At 69.3% G+C, this 14,838-nt stretch carries 12 protein-coding genes, 1 tRNA gene and 1 pseudogene; 6 read left to right on the plus strand and 8 right to left on the minus strand.

Annotated elements, in window-relative coordinates:
* Positions 1-59: 59 nt before the first annotated feature.
* Positions 60-500: a hypothetical protein gene (locus ABD481_RS09380; protein ID WP_344665168.1), complete on the minus strand. Its 441-nt coding sequence runs from the start codon at positions 498-500 to the stop codon at positions 60-62.
* Positions 501-963: 463 nt separating this feature from the next.
* On the opposite strand from ABD481_RS09380, the gene ABD481_RS09385 reads away from it, so the two are divergent.
* The 4 genes and pseudogenes from ABD481_RS09385 to ABD481_RS09400 all read left to right on the plus strand — a co-directional run bounded on the left by ABD481_RS09385 (position 964) and on the right by ABD481_RS09400 (position 5,628).
* A complete protein-coding gene (locus tag ABD481_RS09385) occupies positions 964-2,616 on the plus strand; it encodes a permuted SH3 domain-containing protein (protein ID WP_344665169.1) in 1,653 nt (550 codons plus the stop codon).
* Between the two features lie 29 nt (positions 2,617-2,645).
* The gene (locus ABD481_RS09390; protein WP_344665170.1) at positions 2,646-3,407 is read left to right on the plus strand and encodes an ABC transporter ATP-binding protein; all 762 of its coding nucleotides are present in this window, start codon (positions 2,646-2,648) and stop codon (positions 3,405-3,407) included.
* A 49-nt stretch (positions 3,408-3,456) separates the two neighbouring features.
* Positions 3,457-4,686, plus strand: a complete 1,230-nt coding sequence (locus ABD481_RS09395; RefSeq protein WP_344665171.1) for an ABC transporter permease — start codon at positions 3,457-3,459, stop codon at positions 4,684-4,686.
* A 163-nt stretch (positions 4,687-4,849) separates the two neighbouring features.
* Positions 4,850-5,628: pseudogene (locus ABD481_RS09400) on the plus strand (integrase core domain-containing protein).
* Positions 5,629-6,295: 667 nt separating this feature from the next.
* Here the strand turns inward: ABD481_RS09400 and ABD481_RS09405 are convergent.
* The 4 genes from ABD481_RS09405 to ABD481_RS09420 all read right to left on the minus strand — a co-directional run bounded on the left by ABD481_RS09405 (position 6,296) and on the right by ABD481_RS09420 (position 8,003).
* A tRNA-Lys gene (locus ABD481_RS09405) sits at positions 6,296-6,368 on the minus strand.
* A gap of 133 nt (positions 6,369-6,501) precedes the next feature.
* Positions 6,502-7,077 (minus strand): DNA-3-methyladenine glycosylase I, encoded by a 576-nt coding sequence (locus ABD481_RS09410; RefSeq protein WP_344665172.1) that lies wholly within the window; start codon positions 7,075-7,077, stop codon positions 6,502-6,504.
* A 121-nt stretch (positions 7,078-7,198) separates the two neighbouring features.
* Complete coding sequence (locus ABD481_RS09415; RefSeq protein WP_344665173.1) at positions 7,199-7,774, minus strand: GTP-binding protein; 576 nt, start codon at positions 7,772-7,774, stop codon at positions 7,199-7,201.
* A 103-nt stretch (positions 7,775-7,877) separates the two neighbouring features.
* Positions 7,878-8,003, minus strand: a complete 126-nt coding sequence (locus ABD481_RS09420; RefSeq protein WP_344665174.1) for a hypothetical protein — start codon at positions 8,001-8,003, stop codon at positions 7,878-7,880.
* Positions 8,004-8,077: 74 nt separating this feature from the next.
* On the opposite strand from ABD481_RS09420, the gene ABD481_RS09425 reads away from it, so the two are divergent.
* Entirely contained in the window at positions 8,078-8,602 is a 525-nt protein-coding gene (locus ABD481_RS09425; protein ID WP_344665175.1) for a class I SAM-dependent methyltransferase, read from the plus strand.
* On the opposite strand, the gene ABD481_RS09430 is transcribed toward ABD481_RS09425, so the two are convergent.
* The 3 genes from ABD481_RS09430 to ABD481_RS09440 form a co-directional block, all read right to left on the minus strand.
* Positions 8,548-10,317: a DUF2142 domain-containing protein gene (locus tag ABD481_RS09430; RefSeq protein WP_344665176.1), complete on the minus strand. Its 1,770-nt coding sequence runs from the start codon at positions 10,315-10,317 to the stop codon at positions 8,548-8,550. The genes ABD481_RS09425 and ABD481_RS09430 overlap by 55 nt on opposite strands.
* Entirely contained in the window at positions 10,314-11,960 is a 1,647-nt protein-coding gene (locus tag ABD481_RS09435) for a hypothetical protein (protein ID WP_344665177.1), read from the minus strand. Before ABD481_RS09435 ends, ABD481_RS09430 begins: the two co-directional genes overlap by 4 nt.
* A 201-nt stretch (positions 11,961-12,161) precedes the next feature.
* On the minus strand, positions 12,162-13,019 hold the full coding sequence (locus tag ABD481_RS09440; protein ID WP_344665178.1) for a PaaX family transcriptional regulator: 858 nt from the start codon (positions 13,017-13,019) through the stop codon (positions 12,162-12,164).
* Between the two features lie 315 nt (positions 13,020-13,334).
* On the opposite strand from ABD481_RS09440, the gene ABD481_RS09445 reads away from it, so the two are divergent.
* Positions 13,335-14,792, plus strand: coding sequence for an APC family permease (locus ABD481_RS09445; protein ID WP_344665179.1), 1,458 nt, complete (start codon positions 13,335-13,337; stop codon positions 14,790-14,792).
* Positions 14,793-14,838 lie beyond the last annotated feature (46 nt).

Genomic DNA, 14,838 nt, shown 5'->3' on the forward strand with positions numbered 1-14,838 from the left:
TAGTCTGGCGAAATACACGGGACCGCTGGCGTGGGGACGGCCGTCGGGGGCGTTGTCTTTCAGCAGGAACCGCCCGAGAAGTGATCCGAAGCGTTCTCACCATTGGTGTGATTGAGATTTCCGTACCAGCCTACGTGGTTGTACGCCGCGAACCAGTCAGAAGATCCAAGCCAATATGAGTTGTAGTAGACACAGAAGTTCAGGCCGGCGAGGAAGTTGGCGGCTGATGCCGCGTTGTTCTTGAGCTGCCGGCCGTCGCCGTCACAGGTGTGCATACCCTGGCAGGCGAACAGCCCGCCCGCGAAATCGACCACATCGGTCCGGAGGCCGTAGTCCGCACCGGCGTAGTTCGGGTCGAAGTAGAGACACCCGTCATAGTTGATGTAGCAACTTCCCCCGCCCTCGGCCGCCGCCGGTGCCGCGGTGGCGAGGCTTCCTGCCGCGATGACGATGCCAGTGAGCGCGGTGACCGTCAGCATCTTGACTTTCCGTAGTGCCATGATTGCGATGCTCCTCCGTGTTGGACTACCGATAGGGCGTTGCCGTGCGGTGGTGCTGGTAGCGCACCGCCAGTGGTCCCGCTTGCCAGAGCGAGGCCACCGGTGTCGCGACGCGTCGTGCTCTTCGCGACGTCAGTGTGACTGACCGTAAGCATCACGACTCCCGTGACACGGTGTCAATCGGCTTCCACCCGGCAAGGTTGGATTCCAGCTGCTTTGGGGGCAATCAAAACGGTGGTATCGCCCCATACCGGATAGCGGAAGTGGCTGAATTGTGCGCGAACGGGCAGGTCGTCCACTTGCGATCGGTTGTATGTAACGGATCGGTAACTATCTCAGAGTTCTGATTTATTTGACAGCCGTCGCTCGATGCGGGCAGCCTGGCGCAGGGTCCTGCGGCTCATTCGCCGAACCGAGGGCTGCGGGCCGGACTCGGGCCACTGAACAGAACGGGCGGTCGCGCGTGGATTCGGCAAACACCGAACAGGGCTTCGTCGTGGATGCGCGTACCGAGTCGTCGGCCGTGCCGGTGTCCCACGACAGCTCCGCTATTGCCTTTACCGGCCTGTCGAAGACCGTACGGAGGCAACGGGGGTTCCTGGTCACCGCATGTATCGCCGCGACAGCTGCCGTCGGCGGCCTGGCCGCCTCAACTTTGATCAAATCCCCGGCTCAGCTGGCCGCTGAGACCAAACCGCCGAAGCCCTCGGTACTGACTGCCACGGTGGTGAAAATGGTCTTGGCCAGTACCATCACGACCCGCGGCACTGTCGCGGCCGGGGGGAGCATCGCGATCGCTCCGGCCGGCGGCGGTTCGTCGGCCGACGGGGCTCTTTCGTTGGTGGTATCCAAGCTCTACGGCAAGGTCGGTGACCAGATTCGTGCCGGGCAGGTGTTGGTCGAGGTGTCAGGGCGCCCGATCATCGCACTGTCCGGCGCGGTACCCGCCTACCGGGATCTCAAGCCGGGGATGGATGGGCCCGACATCGCGCAGCTCCAAGCTGCTTTGAAGCAACTCGGTCACGACTGCGCTCCGGACGGGGCCGGCCATTTCGGCCCTGGGACGAAGGGCGCTCTAACGGCGCTGTACACCCACCTGGGATATCCCGTTCCCACGACGGGCGGGGCGAACGGCTCTGATGACAAGGCCGCGCTGCAGGGCGCCGCCGACGCGGTTACGGCGCAGCAGCGTGCCGTCGACACAGCCCACAGCATGCTTCAAAAGGCAAACCAGGCGCTGGCCGCCGCGAAGAATGGATCTTCACAGCCTTCCACCCCGCCAGAAATCGGCGCGAGTCCGAGTCTTCCGGCGGCCCAGACGGCTCTCCAAGCTGCCCGGGATGCGCAGCGGGCAGCACAGACCACTTATAACAATGCTCTCGAGGACCTCGAGAAGGCCGGACAGAAGCAGCGAGACCTGATCGCAGCGACCGGGCCGATGCTGCCGGCATCCGAAGTTGTGTTCGTGCCATCTTTCCCGATTCGGCTGGCCAAGCTGAACGCCACGCTGGGCAGCACCGTTGCCGGCACACTGCTGACACTCGAGTCCGGCCAGCTCGTCGTTACCTCTGCCCTTCAGCCCGGGCAGGACACACTGGTCAAGCCCGGGACGAAGGTTCACCTGACCGCCGAGGCCCTGGGCGGTCAGACCGCGACCGGGACGGTCACCCTGATCGGACAGTACAACGACGGCAGCACGCCGGGCGGGCAATCCGCTGACGGACAGAACTCCGGAACGAACGGCGCGAGCGGGACGAACGGTGGGCAGACAACGGGGACGAGCGGCAGTGGAAACCCGCAGACACCGCGACTGCCGGGCTATCCGATGACTGTGACGCCGGATTCGCCGCTACCCGCGGCGTGGGCCGGGCAGGACGTGCGCGTCACGATCGTCAACGCGGCCACGTCCGGCGCCGTGCTTGCCGTGCCGCTGTCCGCGGTGTCGACCGGTGCCGACGGGCAGAGCACGTTGACGGTCCTCGCCGCGGACGGAACGCAAAGACGGATCCCGGTGACCGCCGGAGCAAGTGCGGACGGCGACGTCGAGGTCACGCCGGTCGGCGCGGATCTCCTGCACCAGGGCGACGCGGTCGTCATCGGGCAGGCTCAACGGTGAACCGCGACGAGCGATCTGGTGGGCAGGCCATGTCCTCTGACCCGCCTCTCCTTGAGCTGCGCAGGCTGGCGCGAACCTATCCCGGACCGCCGCCTATTGCTGCGCTGCGGCCCACCGATCTGACGGTTCGCGTCGGTGAGCACGTAGCGATCATCGGGCCGTCGGGATCCGGCAAATCGACGCTGTTGAACCTGCTGGGGTTGCTCGACCGGCCTACCGGCGGTCAGCTGCTGCTGGATGGTTTCGACACCGCCACACTCAACGAACGTGATCGCACGGCATTGCGCGGCCGGCGGATAGGTTTCGTCTTCCAAGCCTTTCATCTGATGCCGCACCGCACTGCCGTCGAGAACGTCATGCTCGCGCAGCTCTATACCGATCGGCGGCGTAGGGCCGAGCGACGTGCTGACGCGGTCAGTGCCCTCACAATCGTCGGGCTCGAACATCGGCTCGGCGCACTGCCCTCGATACTGTCCGGTGGCGAACGCCAGCGTGTGGCAATAGCGCGCGCCCTGGTCAACAAACCTGCGCTGCTGTTGGCCGATGAGCCGACCGGCAACTTGGACTCCCGGACTGCCAAGCAGGTACTTGATCTGCTTGAGGAACTGGTTGCCGGCGGTGTCACGCTCATGGTGATTACCCACGATCCCGCAGTTGCCGAGCGAGCGCAGCGCACCGTGATGATCCAGGACGGCGAACTCACCGAGCAGCAGCCAGCGGCGGTGACGACCTCGGCGATGCGATCGACGGTGACCGATTCCATTATCCCGGTGGTGACCCGTGCTCGGTAGACGAACCGGCCATGTCCACTACCCGTTGATCGAGCGTAGCCGCCCCCGTGTGTACGAACTCGGCTCCGAAGCCATCGCCGGTCTGGTCCAGCGTCCGGCACGCACCCTTTTGACCATGCTCGGCACAGTGCTCGGAGTCGGCGCGTTCGTCACGATCCTCGGGCTGACGTCGACCGCCGGCAGCCAGATCTCTGCGGCATTCTCTGTGTTGTCGGCCACCCAGATCGACATCGACGACACTGCCGATCCAGCGGCCTTCGCTGTCGGCAACGCGACCACCTATGACTTCCCGCTCGACGCAGACGCCCGCGTCGAGCACCTGAACGGCACTGTCCACGCTGGCGTGTGGTGGAAAGTCCAGGGCACTGAGAGCGGCCGACCCCTGACCGTCACCGCTAACCCCCCAGTCTCGATCGCTTCCGAAACCGATTACCAGGGCGTTCAAATCGATGTCTACACCGCCACCCCTGAGGCCTTGGCCGCGATGGGCCCCACGATTTCGCAAGGCCGGGCGTTCGACGACTTCACCGCGAAACGCGGCGAACACGTGGCCGTCCTATCGGACTCCGCCGCCCAGCGTCTGGGAATCACCCGCCTTGATGCTCAGCCAGCCGTGTTCATCAACGGCGTCCCGTACCTGATCGTCGGCATTGTCTCGGATCTGCAGCGCCATCCCGAATTGCTGCCTGGCGTCATCATCCCCACCACGGCGGCGACCGTGCAGTTCGGCCTACCGCAGTCAAGCTCCCCGGCCCACATGCTGATTGAGACCAGGCTCGGTGCGGCACAACAGGTTGCTTCCGAGGTCGGGCTGGCATTGTCCCCAGAACATCCCGAACGGTTCAAAATCATCGCACCAACCGATCCCCACTCGCTCAAGGACCATGTTACCGAGTCTCTCAATACGCTGTTTCTACTCCTCGCCGGTATCACACTGATCATCGGTGCGGTCGGCATCGCCAACACGACACTTGTCTCGGTCCTGGAACGTACCAGCGAGATCGGTCTGCGCCGCTCCGTCGGGGCGCGCCCCCGTCATGTCGCCGCCCAGTTCCTCACCGAATCCACCGCGATCGGCGCTCTTGGCGGCCTGATCGGGACATCGCTGGGCATCGCCACCGTGGTCGTGGTCGCGATGACCCGTCATTGGACAGCTGTCCTGGACCCGGCCACAGTCCTGCCTGCACCCTTGCTCGGCGCTGTTGTCGGTCTGCTCGCGGGGACGTATCCAGCCTTACGAGCAGCCCGCATTGAACCTGTCGAAGCACTCCGCCGCTGAGCAGTTGTCTGCCCATTCGCGCGTAGCGAGGATCTCGCGGCTCTTGGCGGCTTCGACCGCGCCGCCCTGATCGCCTAGCTGTACTGACCACTGAGGTTGGTGACGAGGCCTTCTGGCTCGGTGTGTAGCGACCAAACTCGCACGCCGAAGCCGGAAGGCCTTCATGACCCACGCTAATGCACCGCTGGCCCCGACCGGACGCGAACGTCTGGCCCGCTTGATCGTCGAGGACGGCTGGCCGCTGCGCCGGGCAGCCGAGCGCTTCCAGGTGTCCCCGACCACGGCCAAGCGCTGGGCCGACCGCTGGCGACTGTCCGGCGTGGCCGGGATGACCGACCAGTCCTCGCGGCCGTACCACAGCCCGCGCAGGACCCCGACCCGCACCGAGCGGCGGATCATCAAGGTCCGGCTGGCCCGGCGCTGGGGACCAGCCCGGATCGCGTTCCTGCTGCACCTGAACCCCGCCACTGTGCACCGGGTCCTGACCCGCTACCGGCTGGCCCGGCTGTCCCGCCTGGACCGGGCCACCGGGCGCGTCGCCCGCCGCTACGAATGCGACGTCCCCGGCGACCTGGTGCACGTCGACATCGAGAAGCTCGGCAACATCCCCGACGGCGGCGGCCACCGGATGCCGGGGCGTGCAACCGGCAACCACAACAACCACGCCTCCGCCCCCAACAACAGCTCCGGCCCGTGCGCCAGGCTCGGCAGGGGATTGCCCACAAAGGCACCCGCCCCTACCGGCAACAGACCAACGGCAAAGTCGAACGATTCAACAGAACCCTGATGGATAAATGAGCCTACGCCCGCCCCTGCATCAACGAAGCCGAACGACGCGCCGCATTACCCGGATGGCTGCACACCTACAATCACCACCGCAGACACGCCGCACTGAAAGGCCAACCACCCGCCAGCCGCGTCCCCAACCCAATGGGGTGGTAGGAGCTTCCGTGGAGACCTATCCCCAACCTGGACCGCGAGTCCCACTGTGAGACTGGCCGTTGCGGGAAGTCTTCGGGCGGAGGCGGCCAAGGCCGACAATGCGGCCCGGCGCCGGGTCGAGTCGGAAGCGAAGGCGGCCTGGCATCGCCGGGGCATGGCCGGGTGGCGGCGTGCGCAGGAGCAGTTGGCGTTGATGCCGGCGTAGCGGTGGCCACGCGAGCCTCGACGCGGCTGCGGACCCGGGCCCGCAGCGTGAGCGGCTGGTGCTGGTGAACGTTGTGTGGTCGCGCTGGCCCGGCTCCGGGACCGTCAGGACGCGGCCGGAGAGGCTGCGGGGGAGGGGCGGGTGGATTCCGATCGGGTGTTCACCCTCACAGGTGGTTTCGGCCTGTCCGGATCCAGGGCCGAGGGGAATATGCAGGCAGGAGGGGTGCTTCGAGTCGATCCCTGGACCGTCGTTTTCAAGATCCCTGGACCATCTCTGGGGTGCAGAACAAAACGGACAGGGTCATCAGGGTGCTCTGCCGCGGGAGCGCTGTCGACGGCGACCCGACTCCTGGACCGGTCCTGGTCCATGAAGTCGACTGATCGTCAAGATGTTCGACCTTCTCGCGGCCCAAAACACAAAACCCCTGGTCAGCCATGCTGCCAGGGGTCTAGCTACGGGTGCGCCGCCAGGGACTTGAACCCCGAACCCGCGGATTAAGAGTCCGCTGCTCTGCCTATTGAGCTAGCGGCGCTTGATCTTGCCGGTGTCGCGTTGACGGGTGAAACATTAGCAGATCCACGAGGGGGTTCGTGACCATCCGGCGGGTGGGCCGGACGGGTGTCGAACGGTCCTCGTGCGGGGCGTTCCGGGGGTGTCCGCCCTGGTCAGTCCGCTGCGCGGTGGCAGCCGGCGAGGTGGTCGTCGACCATGCCCGTGGCCTGCATGAGGGCGTAGGCGGAGGTGGGGCCGATGAACTTCACGCCGGCCTTCTTCAGGGCCTTGGCCATGGCGGTGGACTCCGGGGTGACGGTGGGGGCTTCGCTGAAGCTGGTGAGGCGTTTGGGGCGGGGTTCGGGTGGGGCGAAGGACCAGAGGAAGGTGTCGAGGCCGCCTTCGAGGGTCTGGACCGTGCGGGCGTTGTGGATCGCGGACTCGATCTTGGCGCGGCTGCGGATGATGCCGGGGTCCTGGAGGAGGCGGTCGACGTCGTCGGGGGTGAGGGCGGCCACGGCGGTGATGCGGAAGTGGTGGAAGGCGGCGCGGAAGGCCTCGCGTTTGCGCAGGACGGTGATCCAGGCCAGGCCGGCTTGGAAGCCCTCCAGGGAGAGGCGTTCGAACATCGCGTCGTCGCCGTGGAGGGTGCGGCCCCATTCCTCGTCGTGGTACTGCGCGTAGTCGCCGCCGGTGCCGGCCCAGCCGCAGCGGGTCAGGCCGTCTTCGCCGATCACCAGATCTTGCACGGGTCCATCGTAGGCGGGGGCTCCGACAAGCGGGGCGGGGACGCGGGGGCGGCGACGCGGCGCGGGTGCCGCCCGCCTTGCCGCCACGCCGCCGCCGGCCGCCTTTCCGCACTACAGCGCTTCATTCCTGCTCAGCCGCGCGCCACTTCACCGCGTGCTCCACCAGCGCCAGCAGCACCGTCACCGTCGAATCCCGGCTGCGGGCGTCGCACAGCAGCACCGGCGTGCTGGCCGGAATGGCCAGTGCCTCGCGCAGCGCGTCCTCGCTGTAGGTGCGCGCGCCGTCGAACTGGTTCACGGCCACGACGTGGGGCATGCCGCGGTGCTCGAAGAAGTCGATGGCGGCGAAGGCGTCGGCCAGGCGGCGGACGTCGGCCAGCACCACGGCGCCGACCGCGCCGCGGGCCAGCTCCTCCCACAGGAACCAGAAGCGTTCCTGGCCGGGGGTGCCGAACAGGTACAGGATCAGGTCGTCGGCCAGGGACAGGCGGCCGAAGTCGAAGGCGACGGTGGTCGCGGTCTTCGCGGGCACGCCGACGGTGTCGTCGATGCCTCGCCCCACCGAGGTCATCTCCGCCTCGGTGGTCAGCGGCTCGATCTCGGAGACCGAGCCGACCAGCGTGGTCTTGCCCACGCCGAAGCCGCCGGCGATCAGGATCTTCGCCGTCGTCAGAACGGTGTTCTGCTCGCTAGCCATCGCCGCCCATCCACGTCCCCCCGCACATAAAGATCTGGAGAATGGTAATGGACGATGATGTTCGACAGCATGTCGGCAGTCGCGCGTGAGAAGTGTAGAACGTTTACAGGGCCCTTCGGTACTGCTCGTCCGTGCCGCTGAACAGGGTTTCGACCGCGGTGCCTGCCGCGGTGCCTGCCGCGATGCCGACCGCCGGGCCGGCCGCGGCCGCGTTGCTCAGAGGACTCACCCGATTGACTCGGCCGGGTGACCGGCCGCGCGTCCTCCGGCGGGATGACCTTTTTCGCCGATTATTGTCGTCTCATGCCCTTTCTCAGCAAGCTGGCCAGGCGTGCCAAGCTCCAGTACTTCCTCGGCCAGCTTCCCAAGGACGCGAGGATCCTCGAAGTCGGATGTGCCGACGGCTGGTTCGGCGAGCACGCCGTCCGGCACGGCTGGACCGACCTGACCGGCATCGACATCCTGCAGCCCGCCGCGCCCCTGCCGCACGCCTTCGTGCACGGCGACATCAACGACTGGCAGGCGCTGGGCCTGGCCGCCAACTCCTTCGACGCCATCGTCGCGTTCGAGGTCATCGAGCACGGCGACTTCTACGAGGCGCTGGCGGCCCTGCTCAAGCCGGGCGGCAAGCTGATGGTGACGACCCCGGTGCCGCACATGGACTGGCTGTGCCGGGTCATGGAGCGGGCCGGGGTGAATCAGCGGCGGTCCAGCCCGCACACCCATTTGATCTATCTCAAGGATCTGCCGGACTCGTTCGCGCTCCAGCGGTCCTACGTCAAGGGCGGGGTGTCGCAGTGGGGTGTGTTCGAGAGGGTGCCGCTGTAGGCGGACGAGCGGGCGGACGAGGCGGATGAGCCGGATGTGCCGGATGAGCCGGGGGAACTGGGGGAGCCCAGCGATCCGGATCCCATCGACCCGGATCCCACCGCCCCGGCCGCCAGCCGCCTCCACCGCGCCACCCACATCGTGCACGCGATCCCGACCGTCATGACCGCCAGCGGCGGGACCACGCCGACCGTCGGGGTCCACTTGCCCGAGAACGGGTTCACCGTGGCGTAGAACCCGTTCTGGTACCGGTTCATGACCAGGGCCAGCCACGAGAGCTGACACACCGCCATCACCGTCGAGCCGGTGCGCAGCAGCCGCCGCTCGGCGTCCAGCGGGACGGTCCCGGCCGGGACCGCGCCGCCGGCCAGGATCCACATGCCCGCGAAGAACGGCATGAAGTACCGGCTCATCTGGGTCCAGCCGAGCATCTGCAGGTAGCGCAGCTCCAGGGCGGCGGTCAGCAGGAAGGTCGCTGCGCCGATCAGGCCGATCACCAGTCGCCAGCGGCGCGGCGCGGTCACCATGGCCAGGGTGACGATGGCGAAGATCAAGCCGTACCAGGCCAGGTCCAGCCACAGCGGCGCGTAGTAGTCGGCCTGGCCCGCCACGCCGACCACGCCCCGCACCCACCCCTCGGCCCGGACGTTCAGCAGTCCCGTGATGTTCTCGGCCAGCGTCCGCCCGATCAGGCCGTGGCGGCGGTCGGCGGCGACGGAGTCGATCTTGTAGTACTCGAAGTTGTGCGCCGCCAGGTTCCAGGCCAGCCCGCCCAGGGCGCCGGCCGCCAGCGCCGCGAACCGGTGCGGCCAGCCGCCGATCGCCCGCAGCTGCCGCAGGTGCGCGCGGTCGGCCAGCAGCGCGGCCGCCGCCAGCGTCGCGGCGCACCACACCGGACCCAGCGCCCGGGTGGTGAGCAGGATGAAGCCGGCCAGCGTGGCCCAGTCCGCGACCCGCCGGGTCCGGCCCGGCGGCAGTCCGGTGTCCGGGCCGCGCAGCATCACGACCGTGCAGGTCCAGAACAGGATCCCGGCGCTGATCTCGAACCCGTTGGGGTTCACCGCGCCGGCCAGGTTCACCGCCGAGGGGGTGGCCGCCGCCAGCACCGCGAGGATCAGCAGCCGCGACCCGACGAACGTCGCCAGCGTGATCGCGGTGGCCAGCAGCACGGCGCTCAGCGCGGCCGACACGATCCGGCCGGCGATCACGCCGGTCTCGTTCGGCCACACCCGCATGGGCAGGCCCACCGGCAGGTAGTACAGCGGGCTGTACCGGCCGGTCCAGGAGTTGGCGCGGGCCAGGCCGTGGTCGGAGGTCCACCGCTGGCACGACGCCACGACGCTCGGGTGGAACATGCACTCGGCGTTGAGCGGGACCAGGCTGCGCGGAACCTCGAAGATCGCGCCGGGCCGGTTGAGCACGGCGTGCGAGGGATGGCCCAACCACTGGCCGGTCGCGACCGCGTAGGCGCGCTCGGCGTGCGCGATCTCGTCGGTGTTGCCCTCCACCGGCAGCGCCAGCGCCCACGCCGTCCCCATGAGGAAGAAGCCGGCGAAGGCCATCAGCCAGATCCGGCGGCGGCCGTTGGCCCGGCCGTGGCCGAAGCGGTCGAACAGGCGCGGGCGGCGGCCCGGGTGGCCTGAGCGGCCAGAGCGACCCGGGCGCGCGGAACGGGCGGGCGCCGGCCCGGGCTCCCGTACTTCGGTCGCGCTCACCGGAACGGTCCGTCCATCGTGACGAACGAGACCACGCCCGGATTCCACGGCGTGACCACGCGCCAGGCCGCCTTGTGCCCGGCGGAGGTGGGGGAGGTGCTCATCTGGAAGACGGTCGGCAGCGGATCCAGGTGGTGCGGCGCCCGCGCGTAGTTCAGCCGCCACAGCCACGCCTCCAGGCCGGCGCCGTCACGGGCCTGCTCGATCATCGGCATGATCAGCGCGCGGTCGGAGAACGAGTCGGAGATCTGGCAGTCGCAGTAGTACGCGATGGTCCCGACCTCCCCGGGGGTGCCGACGCCGGCCGCGCCGACGGCGCGGCCGACCGCGTGGCCGATCGCCCGGTACTGCCCGGGCAGGCCCCAGTTGGTGGTGATCGGCATGACCTGCCACGCGGCGCCGAGGCTCGCGAGGAAGACCAGCACCGGCGCGGCGACCGCGGCCGCCAGGCCGGCGGCGAGCGCGCGGCGGCGGGGCCACGCGGCGGCGATGACGGCGGCCGTCCAGATGCCGAGCGTGGCGACCAGGGGCGCGTAGTACCAGTGGTAGGGAGCCACGCCGAGGAGGCTGTAGACGCCCCAGTGCAGGACGCCGGCGAGGGCCAGGAGGGCGAAGGGGGCCGAGGCCGGAGCGGCCGGACTCCCCTGGGGCGGCCGCGCCCGCAGCCGGATCCGCAGCCGTCCGGTCCAGAACCCGCCGAGCGTCAGCAGCCCGGCGGCGACCCCGAGCAGCGAGATCGTCGTCGCCAGCGGGTACATCCGCAGGTAGAGCACCAGGCCGTCGGCGAAGAACCAGTCGTGGCCGAGCTTGGACCAGCCGCCGAAGTCCATCTTGATCAGCAGCGTGTCCGGCACGGCGGAGGCGAGGAACCACCAGCTCCACGCCGTCCACGGCAGGGCCACCGCGGCCGCCGCCGCGAGCATGCGGCCCTTGCCCGGCCACAGCTGCCGGCTGCCCAGGGCCAGCACCGCCGGGATCACGACCAGGTCGCCGCGGGTGAGGAACAGCAGTGCGCTGATCGCCCCGAAGGCCCCGGCCCGGCCGGACACCGCGGCGGCGAGCAGGGCGGTGATCAGGGCCACTGCGAGGGCCGATTCCAGGCCGGTGGAGGAGACCACGATCGGGTTCAGCACCGTGATGACCACCGCCACCAGGCTCGGCCAGCGGGGCAGCCCGCGGGCGGCGAGAGTGCGGCCGAGCAGGAGCGAGGTGGCGGTCGCCGCCGCGACCTCGACGATGCCGACCGCCCCGACCGGGCTGCGGACCACGACCGTGACCGCGGCGAGGACCAGGACGTTCAGGGGCGAGGTGGCGGTGTTGCTGACCCGGCTGCTGATCAGGCCCCAGTGGCCGTGGAGGGCGACGTTGCGAACGAAGCCCAGAGTGATGTAGCTGTCGTCGATCAGGGCCCGGTGACAGGCCAGGAAGACGAGGGCGGACAGCGTCGCGGCCGCCACCGCCAGCCGGGCGTCGGTACCGAGGGGGGTCGGGCGGGTCGGGCGGGTCGGGGCGTCGGCGGGACCGCCGGCCGGACCGCGGTCCGGATCGCGCGTCGCACCGCCGGCCGGGCTATGGGGCGGATGGGGGCCGGAGCCCGTGGCGACGGGGACGCGACGGTCCGGATCCCGGCGCGGTCCCGGCATGGGGCGGCCCGCCCGGACCGCCCGAGCAGCCCGAACCACTCGCCGGGCCAGGCGCCCGGCGCTCTCTGTCTTCTGTTCTTCCTGGTCAGCAACGTGCACGTGAGGAACAACGAGTCACGGTCGGAGGGCGACACGCCATCGGCCACTGGTCGATTGATACGACCGCAGCGTGGGCGGCCCCCGTGCGGCCCCCGCGCGGTCCTACAAGACCTGCACCGCCTCGCTCTCCAGCGCTTCCCATCCGCGCTGCGCCGCGGCGTCCCATTCAGTGTGCCGGGCATGGAACACGTCGACGGCCTTGGCCCCGCTCCACGCCTCCGGCAGCAACTCGCGCGGCAGCCGCGGATCGAGGAACGGGAACCGCTGCCACTCGTGCACCAGCCGGGTCTGCGCCCGAAGTGCCGCCGCGTCGTCGTCGGGCCGCAACGCGCCGAACTCGGCGGCGAAGTCCTCGTACCGTGCTTCCAGCGCACTGAGATCCCACGCCCGCGCGACCATCGCGGCCTGGCTGCCTATGCCGCCGTACGCGGCGGTGAACGACATCGCGCCGCCCAGGCCCAGCGCCTCGATCACCTCGGCGGCCTCGCGCTCGCGGGTCGGGTCCGGGCTGATCCAGACGCCGGGCTCGGGGGAGCCGAAGCCGGCCCACGTGAGCCGGGTCCGCAGCTGCTGCCGCAGATCGCGGTGCGGATCGGGCACGGTCACCATGATCACCAGCCAGCGGCCGTCCCACTCCGCGGTCTCCCGCCCGAAGGCGAGTATTCGCGCGCCGCTCTCGGTCAGCCGGCGGCGGCCCGGCTCGGTGAGGCTCCAGTGCACCCGGCGGCCGTCGCGCTCGGAGCCGATCCAGCCCTCGGCGGCGCAGCGGGCCAGCGCCTGGCGGGCCGCCTTCTCCTCGACGCCGAGCGCGGCCAGGGCCTCCACCACGACCGAGGTCCACGTCGGCCGGTCGCGCGGCAGGACGTACTCGCCGAGCAGCGTCATCAGCAGCGACCGCGCGCTCGCGGTGCCGACGTCGCGGCGGCGGGTGAGGCGCGGGTACCGCCCGGGGCCTTCCATGACGGACAACGGTAGCGGTCGGCGGCGCGCTGGCGGCGGGCGAGTTTCGGCGGTGGTCTCCTGGATCCGTCGCCTTGTGATCCAAGGCGGGCGGAACGATCTGGCTGGGAATGAAATGCGGTCGGCGGCGATCAGGAATGATCCACTCTGCTGAAGATCAAATAGCTGGTCAATGGCGCAGTGCTATGTCCGCTTTTCTATACGGATTCCGTCGTTGACCACTCTTGACGGGGCTTTCGTCCATGTCTTTTCATATGCCGAACAAGCAGGCCGCATGCGGCCTGCATCCGACTGGCACGGAGGCGATACCCGAGCATGACCGAGATCATCACCCGGCCGTCCGCCTCGGGCTCTCCGACCGCCGCCACGACCACCACCGCGACCGCCTCCGCCCCCGGCAAGCCCGAACTCGCCCGCTCCCTCGGCCTGATCGGCGCGGTCCTGCTCACGCTGTCCTGTCTGACGCCGGCCAGCTCGCTGTTCGTCATCGTCCCGGGCCTGTTCGCCACCCAGGGGACCGGCACCGCGCTCACCCTCGGCATCGCCGGCGTGCTGTGCGTCGGCGTCGCCTTCTGCTACTCCGAGCTCGGGACCCTGATCCCCTCGGCCGGCGGCGAATACGCGATGGTCGGCTCGCTCATGGGGCGGGTGTCCGGCTGGCTGACGTTCTTCCTGTCCGGCGTGGTGGCGTTCATCATCCCGCCGATCATCGCCATCGGCACCGGCGAGTACCTGCACGCCGCCATCCCGGCCATGCCCGCCGACGGGGCGCTTACCGGCGCGATCGTGATGGGCGCCTCCACTGTCATGGGCGTGTTCGACCTGCGGGCCAACGCCTGGATCACCGGGATCTTCCTGGTGCTGGAAGTCGTGGCCGCGGGCGTCGTCGCCTTCCTCGGCTTCAGCCACAGCCACCAGTCCGCGAGCGTTCTGGTGCATCCGGTGGTGTCCGACGGCCAGCACACTTCCGCACTGCCGATGGCCACGATCATGGTCGGGCTCGCGGTCGCGCTGTTCGCGCTCCAGGGCTTCACCACCGCGGTCTACCTCGCCGAGGAGATCCAGGAGCCGCGCCGCAACGTCTCGCGCGCTGTGCTGTGGACGCTCGGACTCGGCGCGGCCGTCGTCATCGTCCCGACCATCGCCATCACCCTCGGCGCGGACGGCCCCGGAGCGCTGACCGAGGACAACTTCGACCTGATCGGCATGGTCAAGGGCTGGAGCGACTCCGCGGTCGGAGCGTTCGTGGCGCTGTGCATCGCCGCGGCGATCGTGAACGCCGCCATCGTCATGGTGATCCAGAACTCGCGGATCCTGTTCGCCTCGGCACGCGACCGGGCCTGGCCGCAGCCGGTCAACAAGGCGCTCGGGACCGTCTCGCGCCGGTTCGGCGCGCCGTGGGTCGCGACGCTCGCCGTCGGCGCGCCCGGCACCGCGCTGTGCTTCGCCCCCGTCGACACGCTGAACGGGATCACCGGGGTCGCGGTCGCCGGGCTCTACCTGATCGTCGCGGTCGCGGCCCTGGCGGCGCGGCGCGGCGGCCACAAGGCCAAGAACGCGTGGCGGATGCCGCTGTGGCCGGTGGTGCCGGTGCTGGTCGTCGCCAGTCTGCTCGGCGTGCTGTTCGAGCTCTGGCGGACCCAGCCCTCCGACCTGTACTGGACGCTCGGCGCGACTGCCGCCGCCGCCCTGTACTGGGTGTTCTACCTGCGGCCGCGCGGCGGGACGCGGTGGGTCATCGACGCCGACCCCGGCCAGGACGGGAAACCTTGAAAAGTGGGAAAACCCATTCCGGGACGTGCCCTGCTCGCTACCATGC

Source organism: Catenulispora yoronensis, assembly GCF_039531695.1.
GTDB lineage: Bacteria > Actinomycetota > Actinomycetes > Streptomycetales > Catenulisporaceae > Catenulispora > Catenulispora yoronensis.